Origin of the sequence: Paenibacillus assamensis DSM 18201 (assembly GCF_000422445.1) — a bacterium.
In the GTDB taxonomy this organism is placed as follows: domain Bacteria; phylum Bacillota; class Bacilli; order Paenibacillales; family Paenibacillaceae; genus Paenibacillus_B; species Paenibacillus_B assamensis.
Window position 1 is genome coordinate 561,481 of record NZ_AULU01000003.1, and the last position, 14,793, is coordinate 576,273.

Consider the following 14,793-nt stretch of genomic DNA (forward strand, 5'->3'; position numbering starts at 1 on the left):
AACAGGATGAACAGACACGTATACTATATACGCTTTATAATATCCATGACCTCTTGCTCGATTACCGCATTTATGGAAGCAACTTTTTTCTTCAAACGGATACCTTCCACGATCCAAATAATGAGGATACAAACAAGTCCTCCTACCATGAGCAGTACTCGATTCGTTGCTTCTTGTTCGTCGTCACTCCAACTGTAGTCATTCGATTCAAAACCGATTGAAAAGTCCGTGATATACCACAATGGGACAATATACAAAATGATCGAACTAAGAAGCAGCAGCACTGCTTTTTTAGGCTGACCCAAATAGAAACGATGGCCTCCGTAAACCCCCATAAAAAACCACAACAATATCGCTATTTTCAAAGACTTACGACGATTGTTATATTCCTGCATAAAAATGATTAACTGATCTGACTTTAACTGCTGCTGCCATTCAAGTATTTTCATTGGATTATCCTCCTCACATCAATTCACCCTTAATAAGTGAAAAAGGGAGTCATGGTTGACCCCCCTCACTAAACTGCTCTCCGTTATGTATAATCCATGCTGAGGTTTACGATAACTTAGCCATCTGCACGTTAACGTGGCAGAATAATTAGGTTATCGTTTATCGCAAAGGACTTCGCTGATATGCCTTAGACGTGTTTGCATTCACTTTGGACGGTACAATTCGACGCATAATATCCATCTCAAGCTTCTCATTTAGACGATCTACCTTGCCTGAAATGAGAAATCCTTCAATGACCCACCATATAAGGCCAATAAATATAATGAGTAGAAATAGAATGAGCAATACATTAGGATCTATTCCAGGATTTACGGGATCAAATGTATTTACAGCAAAGACAAACAATGAGATCGGTAGCACGATGTAAAAGCATAAACCTGTGAATAGCAGTAATATGCCCGCTGCCTTTTCTCCTAAGTAAAATCGATGCGCACCAAACGGGCCCAAGAACAACCAAAAAATGACTGCATGCATTTTAGACTTAGCTCTTTTCTCATATTCATGCTGAAAAGCGATCATTTGATCAGTACTCAAATTATACGTAAATAGCAGATCGCTGTTCATAAACTAGTAGCGATTGCGGAGCATTTTAATATTATGAATAAGCTCCATTTCTTTTCTAGTATTTATTTTATCAACTGCTCCACTAAGAAGAATCAATTCAATAACCCAAAGAATCATGTAAGGCAGGCCTAGCAGTAATAAGCTAAATACAAATACGACAATATTCAAAATCCCCATACCGATGTGGCCCAAATAGAAACGATGAACACCAAGTGTGCCTAAAAAGATCAAAAGCACATAGGCTAATGCTTTAGACTTCTTCGATCTTTCCATTTCAGATGAAACGATGACCAACTCGTCCATTGATAATTCTTTCTTTAGAATGACATTTTGCACGACTAAAGTCTCTCCCTTTTCTCATAAATTTTCTATTTCCCCTTAGAACTGGATTTATTATAGACTAGATTCGACAATTTTGGCATTAAATAATTACCTAAGCAACTAATTATTGGTTATTTATTTTTGCCTTTTCAACACCATTTTTAATCCCATGATTTTTCTCTCTCTTTATAAGCAAATTGATGAAAAATTGACGAAAATGCACATAGAAAAAGGAAGACTTTGGTTGTTAAATCGATATATAATAACAGTTGTGTTCTTTATTTTTACGAGTTCATTCGTAATCTGTCGTTTTCCATTCGCTTATAAATATTCATATTCCATTCATATGATGAGGTGATTTACGTTGACCTACGTCGATATTAGTACGATAAGTCCGCAGTTATTTGTAACCGTCTTGTTTTTCCTATTAATTGTGTGCCCGCTTGTTAGCCTTGGCATCGTTCGCTTTTTCCAGCAGCGTGTCAAACAAGGCATTATTTATATTACCACCGCGCTTGTTTCCTACATTGTCTTTCTCATCGTGGCTGACTTCGTCGCCAAGACGTGGCAGTAAACGGACCAATGCGCTCCGAAACTTGTAACGCAGGCTCGTATTCATTGATGGTTATCTCACCTTAGTGGTGCAACGTAAACAAGCAGACCTCCGTGCAGGTCTGCTTGTCTTATTCTAGTTACATATTTTAATATTTTACCCTAGCCTTAATAGAGGATTAACTAACTTGTAGGCCAACTGCGCACATGCATTCCGCTTCTGCTGAGACAGCATTTTTCTTTTTAAAATCAGATATAAAAAAACTGCCTCCCAGCATCAAGCTGAGAAGCAGTTCTCAAAACTAGCTTATTTATTACTTCATGTAAACGCCAGTACCTGGGCCAATATCGATACCAGAGAACATCCAGAGGAAGAGCATAATTACCCAACCAATTGAGAATGCAATCGAGTATGGAATCATCGTAGAGATAAGCGTACCGATACCCACTTTTTTGTCGTACTTTTGAGCGAATGCAATAATAACTGCGAAGTACGGCAATAGTGGAGAAATAATGTTTGTTGTCGAATCAGCAATACGATATACGAGCTGTGTAAACTCTGGTGTATATCCAAATTGCATCATAATTGGAACGAATACAGGCGCCATAATCGCCCATTTTGCCGAAGCCGATCCAATAAACAAGTTAATAAATCCACAAATTAATATAAAGATCAAAATTAACGGAATACCTGTAATACCGGAGCTTTGTAATAGCTCTGCCCCTTTAATAGCAAGAATCTTACCAAGATTCGTCTGTGTAAAGTATGCTACGAATTGACCTGCAAAGAATGCAAGCACGATGTAACTTCCCATACTGGACATCGTGTCACCTAGCATGCTGGAAACATCTTTGCTCGTGCGAATCGACTTCGTCATTTTTCCGTAAACGACACCCGGAACAAGGAACATGATAAGAAGAACGGGTACGAGATTCATGAAGAATGGTGATTTAACGATGTCTCCATCTCCACGAAGTGGTCCCCACGACGGTACTACGAGAAGTGCCAACAGTCCGCACGTAACAATTAGAGCAACCAATGCTCCCCATAGTCCTTTTTTCTCTTCTTTCGTCAAATATTGCAGCTCGCCAATCTCTTCACCTTTATACTTCCCAAGGCGAGGTTCAACAATCTTATCCGTCACGAACGTACCGATAATCGTAATCAAGAATACCGATGCAGCCATGAAGTAGTAGTTACCTGCAACGTTAAGATTTGCTGCATATTCAGCATTGAATGGCTCAACAGCCATACGTGTCAGCTCACCTAGCATTGGGTCAAGCGATGTCAGGAACAAGTTAGCACTGAATCCACCAGATACACCTGCGAAAGCAGCAGCTAGACCAGCAAGCGGGTGACGACCCATACCTGCGAACAATACAGCACCTAGCGGCGTCAATACAACGTATCCTGCATCAGATGCCATACTGGACATAACCCCACCGAATACAAGTGAAGCTGTAATCAGTTGACGTGGTACAGAAGTAACAAGACCACGTAAAGCAGCTGTAATCAAGCCAGAACGCTCAGCAATACCGATACCTAGCATTGTAACAAGTACGGTGCCTAGTGGAGCGAAGTTCGTAAAGTTTTTAACTGCATTTTCAAATACGTACTGAAGTCCTTCTTTACTTAGAAGGTTCATTACGGTTAGCGTCTCGCCCGGCTTCGTCGGATCAGCTACACTCAATCCAATAGAAGACAATATAGCGGAAACGACCATAACGAGCAATGATAGCAATGCGAATAGCATAACAGGGTCTGGAAGCTTATTTCCGACCTTCTCGATGCTATCCAGAGAGCGCATTAATAGACTTTTTCTTGTATGCTGTTCTTTAGATCCCATTGTCACTTTCCTCTCTTATTTTTATATGTCCACTAGTAGTAGACATCTGTTTTTCGTTTGTTCTATTATATGCGAAAGAAATTTATAAATAAATAGTATTTTTTTGTTTGTAAGAAATTACCTCACTTCTTTCTATTATAGAAAAAAGAAGGGCATTCGCCCTTCAAAAGCATATTCTCTTCTAGCTTCTAATTACTTGGAAGAGTTAGCTTTATCCGTTTGAATGCCCGCTGCTTTATAAAAAGCATCTTTATTTGTATTAAACTGTTCTGAGTATTGATTAAATTGCTGTTTCAACTGATTGACCTGCGTCCACTGCTGGTTGCGTTCGCGTACAGCTTGCTGCAGCTGTTTCAAGTTCGTCTGTTCCGCCTTGAGCTGTTCATACAACGCACGTTCCGCTGTAATCAACTTCTCATATTGCGCCGCCAACTGCTGAACCGTCTCATAGCGCTTCGTATATGCAGTCAATGCTTGTGCAGCCTGCTCTTTTCCTTGTGCTGGCTCCAGCTTGTCCACTTGGGACTGTGCTTTTGCAACATGCTCATAAGCAGCTGTAACTTTATCTTTCACCTTCGTCATAGCTTGTTGACGCTGATCCAACGTGGACATTGTCTGTGTGATCAGTGTCTGTACGTTCACATTGCTGCGCTCACCTTTGTCCAAGATCGTATCGTATTGCTTCTGATCTCTACTCTCTAGTTGCTTCAGCTCTTCAAATGCAGCCGCTGCTGCACTTTCTGTAGAGGCTGCCTGCTCAAAAGAACTGAACAACTTCTCACTTGAAGGAGCTCCGCACGCTGCTAGCATCATTGCCATCGCGACTATCATGGCTAATACGCCAATTTTATTTTTCCAAGACTTCAACTTTGATCTCCTCCTACCCAATTACAGGCGCTCATCATGATGGAAGTTCACGACAAAATGAGCATTAGGGTCGTATACTTCAAATTCATAGCCTTGCGAACTAATATACTCTATCAATTCTGGCAATATCTCAACCGTTTGCTTGCGATCATGCATCAAAATAACTTCCGTATCCTTCTTCAAGCCTCGTTTCACTTCATCCAGCATCCCAGAAGGATTTTTTGCATAATTCCAATCCAATGTATCCAACGTCCAATCCCACATCTTGAAGCCTGCCTCCGCGATATCATCACGGAACGGCTCTTTAATTTGCGGTGCACTGCCGTATGGCGCACGAATCAGGTTCGTCGTTACTCCTGTTGCTTCCTTCACCAACTGCTGTGCTTCCTTCTGTTCCTCAATAAAGTTGTTTGCACTGCCGCTCCGATACAACTTCGTAAAGTTATGAGTCATACTGTGCAGCGCAGGATAATGACCTTCATCAACTATCTGTTTGATAAGATCAGGATGCTGCTGCATACTGTTGCCTAGCATGAAAAATGTCGCTTTAATATTATGTTCTTTTAAAATTCGAAGAATTTCTGGAGTATGTGAATTAGGGCCGTCATCGAATGTCAAATAAGCGACTTTGCGCTTCATACCATTATACATCGTAGGCGATTGCTTCTCTTTCGTTACCGTATCAAATGCCGCGACACTAGTAACTACATGCTGACCTTGCTTAGAGGTTGTCGATATCCCATCATGTGCCCACAATTGTTTGCCAACCGTATAAACCCCAAAGCCTATCCCAACTAATAATGCCAGTAAAATAATGCGGAGAATCCATTTCTTGCGTTGGTTGCGTCTCCGTGAATCTACCCTCACCATGTTCGTATTTCTCACGACAACTTCCACTTCCTTATCTCACTTAATATGACCGTATATGACCACTTTCGACATCAACTTTCTTGATTCTATCAAACTAAAGTTACACAATCATTACAAGTTTTTCAGATTTGGGCAAATGATAGCGAGGAAATTTTGGAAGTTTTATAGGGAGAAAGGAGGAGCAATAAAAAAAGCTTTGCCCCTCCTGTATGCTAGAGAGAGACAAAGCTATTCATGATTGGAAAAGGTTTATTCGTCCTGTTTGGCTAGTGCTGCCTTCAGCAAATCACCTAGATTTGAACCAATTGATTCTTGCTTCGAATATTGCTTCACAAGCTTCCGTTCTTCATGCTTCTTCACTTTGCCACTTGCACCGTCTAACTTCTCGATGACGTTGCACGGCAAACATTGAAAGAATTTGCCGACCTTGCCCGTCTTCAACTCCATGCGTTTATGGCATCGCGAGCAGCGACGATTCGACAACTGTTTATCTGCCGAGCGCTTGTAGCCGCATTCTTTGTTCGGGCACACCAAAGTCTTGCCTCGCTTGGACTTGCGCTCCAACATACGTGTTCCGCAATCCGGACAGTGGCTATGGGACACATTATGCGGCTTATACTCTGCTTCACTCGCCTTCACACCTTGTACAAGCTGCTTCGCCATTTCGCGAATTTGCTGCATGAAGTCACCTGAACGGCGCTCACCACGTGCGATGCGCTCCAATTCACGCTCCCATTTCGCTGTCAATTCTGGCGTTCTCAACTCTGACGACACGAGCTCGATCAGTTGCTTGCCTTTGCCTGTAGGCTTCAAATGCACACCCTCACGCTCAATCGTGTCGCTAGACACGAGCTTCTCTAAAATATCAGCGCGAGTGGCAGGCGTACCGAGGCCATGCTTCTCCATCTGCGTTAAAATAGAAGCTTCTGTATAGCGAGCAGGCGGACGAGTCCGATCACGCTGCACGTATAAACGCTTCACGCTCACAACATCATTTACGTTAAGACGAGGAATACGCTCTGTCTCACGGGCATCTGCTGAACGGCCTTCTTCCTCTTCATCCTTCCAATCGTTGTCGTAAGCTTGACGCCAGCCTTGCTCTAACGCCGTGCGCCCTTTTGCTGTGAACGTCTCGTCACCAATACGAAGGGACAACGCAACTTGCTCCCATTCAGCAGCTGGTAAGAACAACGCAAGGAAGCGGCGTGCGATAAGATCATACAGCTTGCGCTCCTCTGGAGAGAACTGTGCAAGCCGCAGCGGCTCATCCGTAGGAATAATTGCGTGATGATCCGTCACCTTGGAATCGTCTACGATACGTTTCGTAATTGACAGAGGGCGCTTAGCTATGGTTCTAGCCAAAGCAGCATAAGGTCCCGCTGCCATCGACTCCAATCGCTCCTTGAGCGTGCTTGTCATATCTGAAGAAAGATGGCGGCTGTCTGTACGCGGATACGTAACCGCTTTGTGCTGCTCATAAAGTCGCTGCAGCACGTTCGAAGTCTGCTTCGCTGAGAAGCCGAAGCGACGGTTCGCATCACGCTGAAGCTCAGTCAAGTCATAAGCAAGTGGATGCGGCTCTTGCTTCTTCGACTTCTTCAAATCAGTGACGACAGCACGCTCATTCGCCAACTTCTCCATCCGTGTCTTCGCAGCATCCAGATCAAACTCGCGTGCATCGCCATTCGCTCCACGCCACATCGCTTCATAGCCGCCCATATCGGCAATTAGCTGATCAAATTCCTGCGAGCGGAAGCCAGCGATATCCTTCTCGCGCTGCATAACGATGCCTAGTGTAGGTGTCTGCACACGACCAGCTGACAATGGCGTTTCAAACTTACATGTCAGTGCTCGCGTCACATTTAAACCAACGAGCCAATCCGCTTCTGCGCGACAACGTGCAGATTCATAGAGACGGTCGAAATCTGTACCTGGACGCAGCCGTTTAAACCCTTCCTTGATCGCCTTATCTGTCTGGGATGAAATCCATAAACGGCGAAACGGCTTGCGCCAATTTACCTTTTGCATAATCCAACGTGCCAACAATTCGCCTTCGCGAGCGGCATCTGTTGCGATGATCAATTCCTTCACATCTGCACGCTTCATCAACTGCTGAACAATCTTGAACTGATGCGATGACTCACGTAATACTGTCAACTGCATCTTGTCAGGCATCATCGGCAAATCTTCCAGCTTCCACTGCTGATACTTCTTATCGTAGAACTCCGGTTCGGCTAGACCAACGAGATGACCTAACGCCCACGTGACAATATACTCTGAACCTTCTATATAATGCTTATGATTGTCACGGCAGCCCAATACGCGCGCGATCTCGCGCCCAACTGAAGGCTTTTCCGCCAATACGAGAATTTTCATAGTTCCTTCCTTTCTAAACCCTACTGCTGTTATATCTATTGTTCATTTTCATGCTCATCATTGTAATATTCGGTTATACCCACTTTAGATCGAGTTAACTGTACCGCCATCTGCAAGCAAAGATTGCCCTGTCATATAGCTATTCGCTGGCGAAGCGAGGAACGCAATCAGACGTCCCATTTCTTCAGGCGAACCATAACGTCCAATCGGGATACGAGCCGCTTCCGCCGCCTGTATTTCTTCAATAGAGACCTGCTTCTGCTGTGCAACCAGCTCGTCCAATTGTTCCACACGATCCGTTGCAAATCTGCCCGGTCCAACTGTGTTGATCAAAATACCCTCTTGCGCCAGCTGCGGCGCTAAAGTCTTCGCAAGACCTACTACGCCGACACGGAAGGTCGAAGACAACATCAACGTCTCAATCGGCTGCTTAATGGAGGAGGAAGTAATATTTACAATGCGTCCAGAACCGCTTTTTCGCATGTACGGAAGTACCTCACGAATCGCACGCACATAGCTAAGCAGCGTTAGTTCAAAGCCTTCCTGCCACATTTCATCGCTAAGTTGATCAAACTTCCCGGGCTTAGGCCCACCACAATTGTTTACCAAAATATCAACGGTTCCGAAACGCTCTACGGTCAGTTGTACAATGCGCTTAATCGACTCTGCACTTGTAATATCTGCCTCCACAGTTAGCGCTTCTGCACCCGTCTTCTCCTGCAAACGAGATGCCGCCACTGCTAAGCTATCTGCGCTGCGTCCTACCAAAGTTACTTGCGCTCCTTCCGCAGCCAACGCCTCAGCAGCCGCATAGCCAAGCCCTTTCGATGAAGCCAGTACAATCGCAACTTTCCCCTTTACGTGCAAATCCATAATAAACACTCCTCCTATAACCTATAAACGCTAATCCCTAGTGCTATTCCTTATAACGAATATTGCTACCGCCCCCCGCATACCAGACGATAAATTTCATGCAGAAGAATGACGATGTAAGTCGCCTCATCTTTTATTTAAAAGCTTTGGCATCGGGTAGAGACATATCTTTATTTTCCATTAATTGAAACAGAAGCTTGTAAAACTGTGTGCGCTGCTCTTCTGTCAAATTCGTTAATAGACTTTCTGCAATGGCCTTTTGTGAATCAAGCACTTCATGTAAATGCTGCTCAGCCAATTCCGTCGTTTGAAGCAAGGTTGCTCGCCGATCCGTCGGATCCGGTAATCGAACGAGCAGTTTTTCTTTTTCCAACGCATCGACGAAATCGGTGACCGTGCGAGCTTTCACCCCAATTTGACAGGCTAATTCATTCATTCGAATTTTTCCTGCTGCGGACACGATAGATAACAGTCGCAACCGAGGACCTGAGATTTGAAAAGGCACATCGACAGCTGCCAACTGTACATCAAATTCTCGTTGCATATATTGGGTGGAACGAATCAACATATGAATGACATCTATTGCTGGTGGATTATCCTTATAGATGACCATAACATCAACTCCTGCTTAACTCAAAATCATATTCCCTATTACTTACCTTTTAACATACATTAGCTAGTTACTGAGCCCCCTCATCATATCATACTTTTTAGGTATAGCTCCTCTCCATTCTATACGTGCTAGAGCTGCCAATATTGACAATCCGAAAAATACTGAGTAAACTCACTATTATAAATTAATGAGGCAACTCAGTATGTGGTCACTCATTATAGAGATTATGTTGGAATGGAATAGCCATTGCCCCCTTCCTATATTCCATATAACCATTTGTTCGCAAATACTTATCCTTAGATTGGAGGGAAGCCTTATGCATGAATTAAAACATACCGGTGCAGCGAACGCCGATAAATTACTGCGCATTCTTGTTGTTACTTTAATTTTTTCCGTGATGAACGGTACCATGTTCAATGTCGCACTCCCAGCTATAGGTGCAGAGTTTAGCTTACTTCCTTCTCAGGTCAGCTGGATTATGACAAGTTATATGGTTCTCTATGCAATCGGCTCTGTCGTATTTGGTAAGCTTGCTGATAAATATCGGCTCAAAGATTTACTCACCTACGGTCTTCTTGTCTTCGCAGTTGGCTCCATTGTAGGAGCACTCGCAAACGAGTTCTGGGTGATGATTGTTGGACGTATTCTGCAAGCGGCTGGAGCCTCCGTTCTGCCAGCTACTGCGATGATTATTCCGATCCGCTACTTTGCACCTGAAAAGCGTGGTCGTGCCCTAGGTACATCCGCGATTGGACTAGCACTTGGCGGAGCTTTAGGTCCTGTTGTATCCGGCTTAATTACGAGTCTAGGCAGTTGGAGAATGCTATTTCTATTTTCTCTTCTGCCTTTGCTAACTCTGCCCTTCTTCCGCAAATATTTAGATGATGAGAAAGGCACAGCAGGCTCCATTGACTTCCTTGGCGGCCTACTTTTGAGCGGAACAGTTGCATGCCTTCTACTTGCGATTACACAAAGCAGCCTATTGATGCTCGCGGGTGGCGCTGTATTGCTGGTCCTATTTATTGCCCGAATTCGAACAGCCACCAATCCATTTATTCAGCCTGAGCTGTTCCGTAATCCCAATTATGTCGTTGGCTTGCTGCTTACGTTTATAGCAACAGCGATGAGCTTTAGTATGACTTATATTACGCCTCAATACTTAACGGCTTTGAATGAACTGCCTCCGAGCAGCATCGGCTTCGTGCTAACGCCAGCCGCACTGGCCGCAGCCATGCTAGGGCGTAAAGGTGGAAAATTAGCTGACGAACATGGCAACTTCACCTTAGTCAAAACAGCATCGCTCATGCTGCTGCTGTGCTTCATGTTGTTATCGATATTCGTGGGCGTGTCGCCTTATGCAATTGCACTTATTTTAATACTCGGCAATCTAGGACAAACGTTTATGAGCATCGCTATGTCGAATACAGTATCTAGAACGTTAACCAAGGAGCAAACGGGTGTGGGCATGGGACTGTTTTCGATGCTCAATTTTATTTCGGGCGCCATCGCCATGAGCTTGATCGGTAAAATACTCGATAATGGTTCTACTACGCTTCGTATCAATCCATTTGTCACAAATGAAGGTGCTTACCTGTATAGCAATATATTCTTTGTGCTTGTGTTGCTCACGCTAATCGTATGGGGAATTTATCGTGTTCAATTCGGAGCAGCATCGACGTTGTCATCATCTGCAGTTGTGAGCGATATTAGTAAGCAAGCGAAATAAACGTTCTAGCACAATTGGCTGCTAGTCCCAAAACATCTATTCGAGTTCAGCATCGGTCTATGCTAGAATGGATTCAGCTTGTATAGCCTGTATATAAGGAGATGAAACGAATGTCGACCTTGTATGAAATTAAAGTAAACAAGGCTTCTGAGGAATCTATTTCGCTTGATGCCTACCGAGATAAAGTACTGCTAATCGTGAATACAGCCAGCAAATGCGGCTTTACGCCACAATTCAAACAATTACAAGAGCTCCACGAACGGTATCATGCACAAGGACTCGAAGTATTGGGCTTCCCTTGTGATCAATTTGCGAATCAAGAGTTCGCCAATATTGAGGAAACACTTCAGCACTGCCAATTGAACTACGGCGTATCCTTCCCTATGTTCGCTAAGTTAGATGTAAAGGGCGATAACGCTTCACCATTGTTCAAGCATCTTACTTCGGAGAAGAAAGGCTTGCTTGGTTCAGAGGTAAAATGGAACTTTACCAAGTTCCTTGTCGATCGCCAAGGTAAAGTAGTTCACCGTTTTGCTCCACAGACGAATCCGTCTACTATTGCACAACATATCGAGAAGCTATTGTAGTGGCATAGCGATTAGCATAGCGATTAGCATAGCGATTGACCGTGACCAAATAAGGTCACGGTCTTCACATTTTCTTGACATAGTTACAGCCTGCCTCCTGCATAACTTACTCTAAGGGGCGCCACGGACGTTATTTTCGCAAAATAAGCCATTTTGAACATGTAACGGTTGTTGTTGAGCTTATTTTAGCCATAATGATGAATAAGTTTGTTCCCGTTGGCAAATAAGCGCTGTGACACCCTTTAACCGTCCAAAATACGTCCATTTACCCCAAATAGGCTCTACAGCACCCGTTAGCGATTTGCCCCTCCAAGGAACATACTGGTGGATGGCACAGGATTGATGCGTTTCCCACAAAAATGTGTAAAAATAGAAACAGACCTCTCTGACGTGTAAGTACGTTATTCTGCGTCTGATTATGTAATGAACTAAATGAGGATGAACGATATGAATGATGCAATACCATCTAAAAAAAGTTTAGTCATGCGCATGACTCGCGAAGTATTGCGGGTGTTGAAGCTGTCATGGCGTCCGCTGCTTTTATTTGAACTCGTATACAAATTGTTGACGATCGGAATATTCATTCCGCTATTGTCTGCTTTATTTAATCAAATCTTGGATTGGGGAGGCTATCAAGCGATTGCCAACCATGATGTCATCCGGTTCCTATTCAGCAGACATGGCATGGTGAGCCTAATCGTACTTGCCCCCATTGCAATTGCGATTATTTATACCGAATTCGCCGTGCTCGTCTATATTGCCTATTACAGCATTCAAGGACGTGAAGTTCGGGTACGCGCCGTTCTAATGAAAGTGTTGATACGACTGCCTAAGCTCGGTCGAATTGGATTGCTTGGACTCGCTATCTATTTGCTGTTGCTCTTCCCACTCTTGGATGCAGGATTTGGTGCTTCGCTTCTGCCTAGCCTTCTTATTCCTGAATTTATTACCAACGAGCTCATGAAGACGCTAGCTGGACTGCTGGCGGTTGTAGGCTTTTTTGTTTTTATCGGTGCAATGAACTTAATTTGCATTTATGCGCTGCCTATTCTCGTATTAGAACGAACACAGCGTTTCATTCAAGTCGTTCGGCGCAGTGCCAAACTGTTCTGGCGCAGCAAGTTCACCCTGCTCGCTTTACTTGCGGAATGGTTGCTTGTTTCGATCTTGATTGTTGTGTTCTTCTTTATACTTCTTGTGCTGTTCATTTTGCTTACGATGTGGATACTTGGCGAAAACATCGCTATCGACATGGCAATCGGCATGATGATGAGCTTAGGATTATACACGTTGTCCTTATTGCTTACACCTTTGTTCGTCATCGCCATTACTCGTGTTTATATGGAGTATACAGAACCAGCCGATTATGCTGCGGATGAGGATGGCATTGATCCAACCTACTGGATATGCGAAAAAGGTAAGAAACAGCAAGTGAAGAAGCAGGGCGGCAAGCTTATCACGATGATCATGCTGTTGTGCATCGCACTTGGCTGGGGACTTACGACGCTATTTGCAAGCGAACAACCTGCTCGGCGAGATGAATTTATTCTTATGGCTCATCGCGGAGATCTATCATCTGGCATTGAGAATTCTATGGAGGCCTTCGAAGGTGCCGTGCAAGCAGGGGCTGACAGAATTGAATTAGATATTATGCAAACAAAGGATGGCAAGTTGGTTGTCTTTCATGATGAAAACTTAAAGCGATTAACGGGGCATGATATTCCGATTTACGACATTACATGGGATGAGCTTCAGCATATTCCACTGCGAGACGGAGAACTAACAAGTCGCATCGCAACATTGGATGAAGTCATTGCTGCCTTCAAAGGAAAAACAAAATTTACAATCGACTTGAAGCCGCATGGCTACGAGCAAAATTTGGTTGCTTCCTTAGTAAGCACGATTCATAAGCATGGCATTCAAGATGAGGTATATGTGCAAAGTACCGATTATGAATTTTTACAGGAGTTTAGAGCTGCAGCTCCAAACATCAAAATTGGCTATGTAATGTTTGCAGCGTTCCGTTCTCTGCATCCTTATGATGTAGACTATTTCGCTATTGAGCAGTCATTTATTAGTTCTCGTATTATTGCTTCTGCGAAGCTTTTGAATAAGCCGCTGTACGTATGGACTGTGAATGATATAAATAGTGCTGAACACTTCTATAAATTAGGCGTGGACGGAGTTATTACTGATATTACAGCCGACATTCGGGAGCATATCAATATGCTTCATTAACCATGCATAAATGAAGGACCCGCATGTACCAAAAAAGGGATGACGAGAGTTCGAGACTCTTATCATCCCTTTTCTATGCAGGCTCCAGATCATTTGCAGCTGCATTATTTGCAGTAATTGACCACAACTTCTTTCGCCCCTTATTTTATAAACACACCACCGAATGGAATGACTTCACGTAAAATACGCTTAATAAATCCGCCGCCATCTAAATCCCGTTCCAATTGCCCATCCGATTTGCTGGTTTGCAGCAGTACATAGCCTTTCCCTGTTATTTCCCAATGATAGTTCATATGCTGGCTCGCTAATGTGTTGCCGTACACGACAGGCTTTAATTGCGCATTCTCGGGATATGCTACTAAGCAGCTGACATCAACATAAGTCGGCCGTACAGGATCAAGCTCCATCCGATAAAGAGGTCCGTGAGAAATAACACCGAGCAGACCATCTTCAGCCGTAAACTTCATTTTAACGAGCTCTCGTGTAATAACTGCATTTTTAAACGTCTGCACACGACGATCCACTTTCATTCCTGCTGTATAGAACATGACATGCTTCCATTCAAATAACAAATCCGATCCCGCCGTAATGGGAATCGTCTGCATGCTGAATCCTGTCGGCAAGCCAATCATAAACTTAACAGGCCCAGATATACGGGATTGAATGAATTTGCGCTTACGGTAAATGCCCGCAATATCCATCAATTGGTCTTCTCGCTGTGCAGAAGCCCCTTGAAAGGACAAAATTTGTCCTGGATGAAGAATATAGACGACCTCGCCCGCCCTAAGCTCTATGGATAAAGCTTGTGATAACACTGCTTCTGCTTCATTAATAATGTTCATACCTGCA

At 43.7% G+C, this 14,793-nt stretch carries 14 protein-coding genes; 4 read left to right on the top strand and 10 right to left on the bottom strand.

Annotated elements, in window-relative coordinates; translation table 11 throughout:
* Positions 1-23: 23 nt before the first annotated feature.
* From H580_RS25315 to H580_RS0102435, 3 genes are all read right to left on the bottom strand, one after another.
* Positions 24-449, bottom strand: coding sequence for an NINE protein (locus H580_RS25315; RefSeq protein WP_051217168.1), 426 nt, complete (start codon positions 447-449; stop codon positions 24-26).
* Positions 450-609: 160 nt separating this feature from the next.
* Entirely contained in the window at positions 610-1,029 is a 420-nt protein-coding gene (locus H580_RS25320; protein ID WP_028593370.1) for a TM2 domain-containing protein, read from the bottom strand.
* Between the two features lie 48 nt (positions 1,030-1,077).
* Complete coding sequence (locus H580_RS0102435; protein ID WP_028593371.1) at positions 1,078-1,410, bottom strand: TM2 domain-containing protein; 333 nt, start codon at positions 1,408-1,410, stop codon at positions 1,078-1,080.
* A 349-nt stretch (positions 1,411-1,759) separates the two neighbouring features.
* Here H580_RS0102435 and H580_RS25730 point away from each other — a divergent pair, with 349 nt between their 5' ends.
* Complete coding sequence (locus H580_RS25730) at positions 1,760-1,969, top strand: hypothetical protein (RefSeq protein WP_084508854.1); 210 nt, start codon at positions 1,760-1,762, stop codon at positions 1,967-1,969.
* A gap of 292 nt (positions 1,970-2,261) precedes the next feature.
* On the opposite strand, the gene H580_RS0102445 is transcribed toward H580_RS25730, so the two are convergent.
* The 6 genes from H580_RS0102445 to H580_RS0102470 all read right to left on the bottom strand — a co-directional run bounded on the left by H580_RS0102445 (position 2,262) and on the right by H580_RS0102470 (position 9,393).
* Complete coding sequence (locus H580_RS0102445; protein ID WP_051217169.1) at positions 2,262-3,794, bottom strand: AbgT family transporter; 1,533 nt, start codon at positions 3,792-3,794, stop codon at positions 2,262-2,264.
* A 192-nt stretch (positions 3,795-3,986) separates the two neighbouring features.
* On the bottom strand, positions 3,987-4,661 hold the full coding sequence (locus tag H580_RS23110) for a YkyA family protein (protein ID WP_051217170.1): 675 nt from the start codon (positions 4,659-4,661) through the stop codon (positions 3,987-3,989).
* A 21-nt stretch (positions 4,662-4,682) separates the two neighbouring features.
* Positions 4,683-5,546, bottom strand: coding sequence for a polysaccharide deacetylase family protein (locus H580_RS0102455; RefSeq protein WP_281167945.1), 864 nt, complete (start codon positions 5,544-5,546; stop codon positions 4,683-4,685).
* Positions 5,547-5,780: 234 nt separating this feature from the next.
* Positions 5,781-7,907: a DNA topoisomerase III gene (locus H580_RS0102460; RefSeq protein WP_028593375.1), complete on the bottom strand. Its 2,127-nt coding sequence runs from the start codon at positions 7,905-7,907 to the stop codon at positions 5,781-5,783.
* A gap of 84 nt (positions 7,908-7,991) precedes the next feature.
* Entirely contained in the window at positions 7,992-8,780 is a 789-nt protein-coding gene (locus tag H580_RS0102465) for an SDR family oxidoreductase (RefSeq protein WP_028593376.1), read from the bottom strand.
* Between the two features lie 133 nt (positions 8,781-8,913).
* On the bottom strand, positions 8,914-9,393 hold the full coding sequence (locus H580_RS0102470) for a MarR family winged helix-turn-helix transcriptional regulator (RefSeq protein WP_028593377.1): 480 nt from the start codon (positions 9,391-9,393) through the stop codon (positions 8,914-8,916).
* A 316-nt stretch (positions 9,394-9,709) separates the two neighbouring features.
* Here H580_RS0102470 and H580_RS0102475 point away from each other — a divergent pair, with 316 nt between their 5' ends.
* The 3 genes from H580_RS0102475 to H580_RS0102490 all read left to right on the top strand — a co-directional run bounded on the left by H580_RS0102475 (position 9,710) and on the right by H580_RS0102490 (position 13,944).
* A complete protein-coding gene (locus H580_RS0102475) occupies positions 9,710-11,119 on the top strand; it encodes an MFS transporter (RefSeq protein WP_028593378.1) in 1,410 nt (469 codons plus the stop codon).
* A 110-nt stretch (positions 11,120-11,229) separates the two neighbouring features.
* Positions 11,230-11,706: a glutathione peroxidase gene (locus H580_RS0102480; RefSeq protein WP_028593379.1), complete on the top strand. Its 477-nt coding sequence runs from the start codon at positions 11,230-11,232 to the stop codon at positions 11,704-11,706.
* Positions 11,707-12,153: 447 nt separating this feature from the next.
* Positions 12,154-13,944: a glycerophosphoryl diester phosphodiesterase membrane domain-containing protein gene (locus H580_RS0102490; protein ID WP_245583468.1), complete on the top strand. Its 1,791-nt coding sequence runs from the start codon at positions 12,154-12,156 to the stop codon at positions 13,942-13,944.
* A 140-nt stretch (positions 13,945-14,084) separates the two neighbouring features.
* Here the strand turns inward: H580_RS0102490 and H580_RS0102495 are convergent, their stop codons facing one another.
* Positions 14,085-14,786, bottom strand: a complete 702-nt coding sequence (locus H580_RS0102495) for an AIM24 family protein (protein ID WP_028593381.1) — start codon at positions 14,784-14,786, stop codon at positions 14,085-14,087.
* Positions 14,787-14,793 lie beyond the last annotated feature (7 nt).

Excerpts from the sequence above, each read along its gene's own strand:
- H580_RS0102495 (WP_028593381.1), bottom strand. The coding sequence starts at position 14,786 with ATGAACATTATTAATGAAGCAGAAGCAGTGTTATCACAAGCTTTATCC.
- H580_RS25315 (WP_051217168.1), bottom strand. The coding sequence starts at position 449 with ATGAAAATACTTGAATGGCAGCAGCAGTTAAAGTCAGATCAGTTAATC.
- H580_RS0102475 (WP_028593378.1), top strand. The coding sequence starts at position 9,710 with ATGCATGAATTAAAACATACCGGTGCAGCGAACGCCGATAAATTACTG.
- H580_RS0102465 (WP_028593376.1), bottom strand. The coding sequence starts at position 8,780 with ATGGATTTGCACGTAAAGGGGAAAGTTGCGATTGTACTGGCTTCATCG.
- H580_RS0102470 (WP_028593377.1), bottom strand. The coding sequence starts at position 9,393 with ATGGTCATCTATAAGGATAATCCACCAGCAATAGATGTCATTCATATG.
- H580_RS0102460 (WP_028593375.1), bottom strand. The coding sequence starts at position 7,907 with ATGAAAATTCTCGTATTGGCGGAAAAGCCTTCAGTTGGGCGCGAGATC.
- H580_RS0102445 (WP_051217169.1), bottom strand. The coding sequence starts at position 3,794 with ATGGGATCTAAAGAACAGCATACAAGAAAAAGTCTATTAATGCGCTCT.
- H580_RS0102480 (WP_028593379.1), top strand. The coding sequence starts at position 11,230 with ATGTCGACCTTGTATGAAATTAAAGTAAACAAGGCTTCTGAGGAATCT.
- H580_RS25320 (WP_028593370.1), bottom strand. The coding sequence starts at position 1,029 with ATGATCGCTTTTCAGCATGAATATGAGAAAAGAGCTAAGTCTAAAATG.
- H580_RS0102490 (WP_245583468.1), top strand. The coding sequence starts at position 12,154 with ATGAATGATGCAATACCATCTAAAAAAAGTTTAGTCATGCGCATGACT.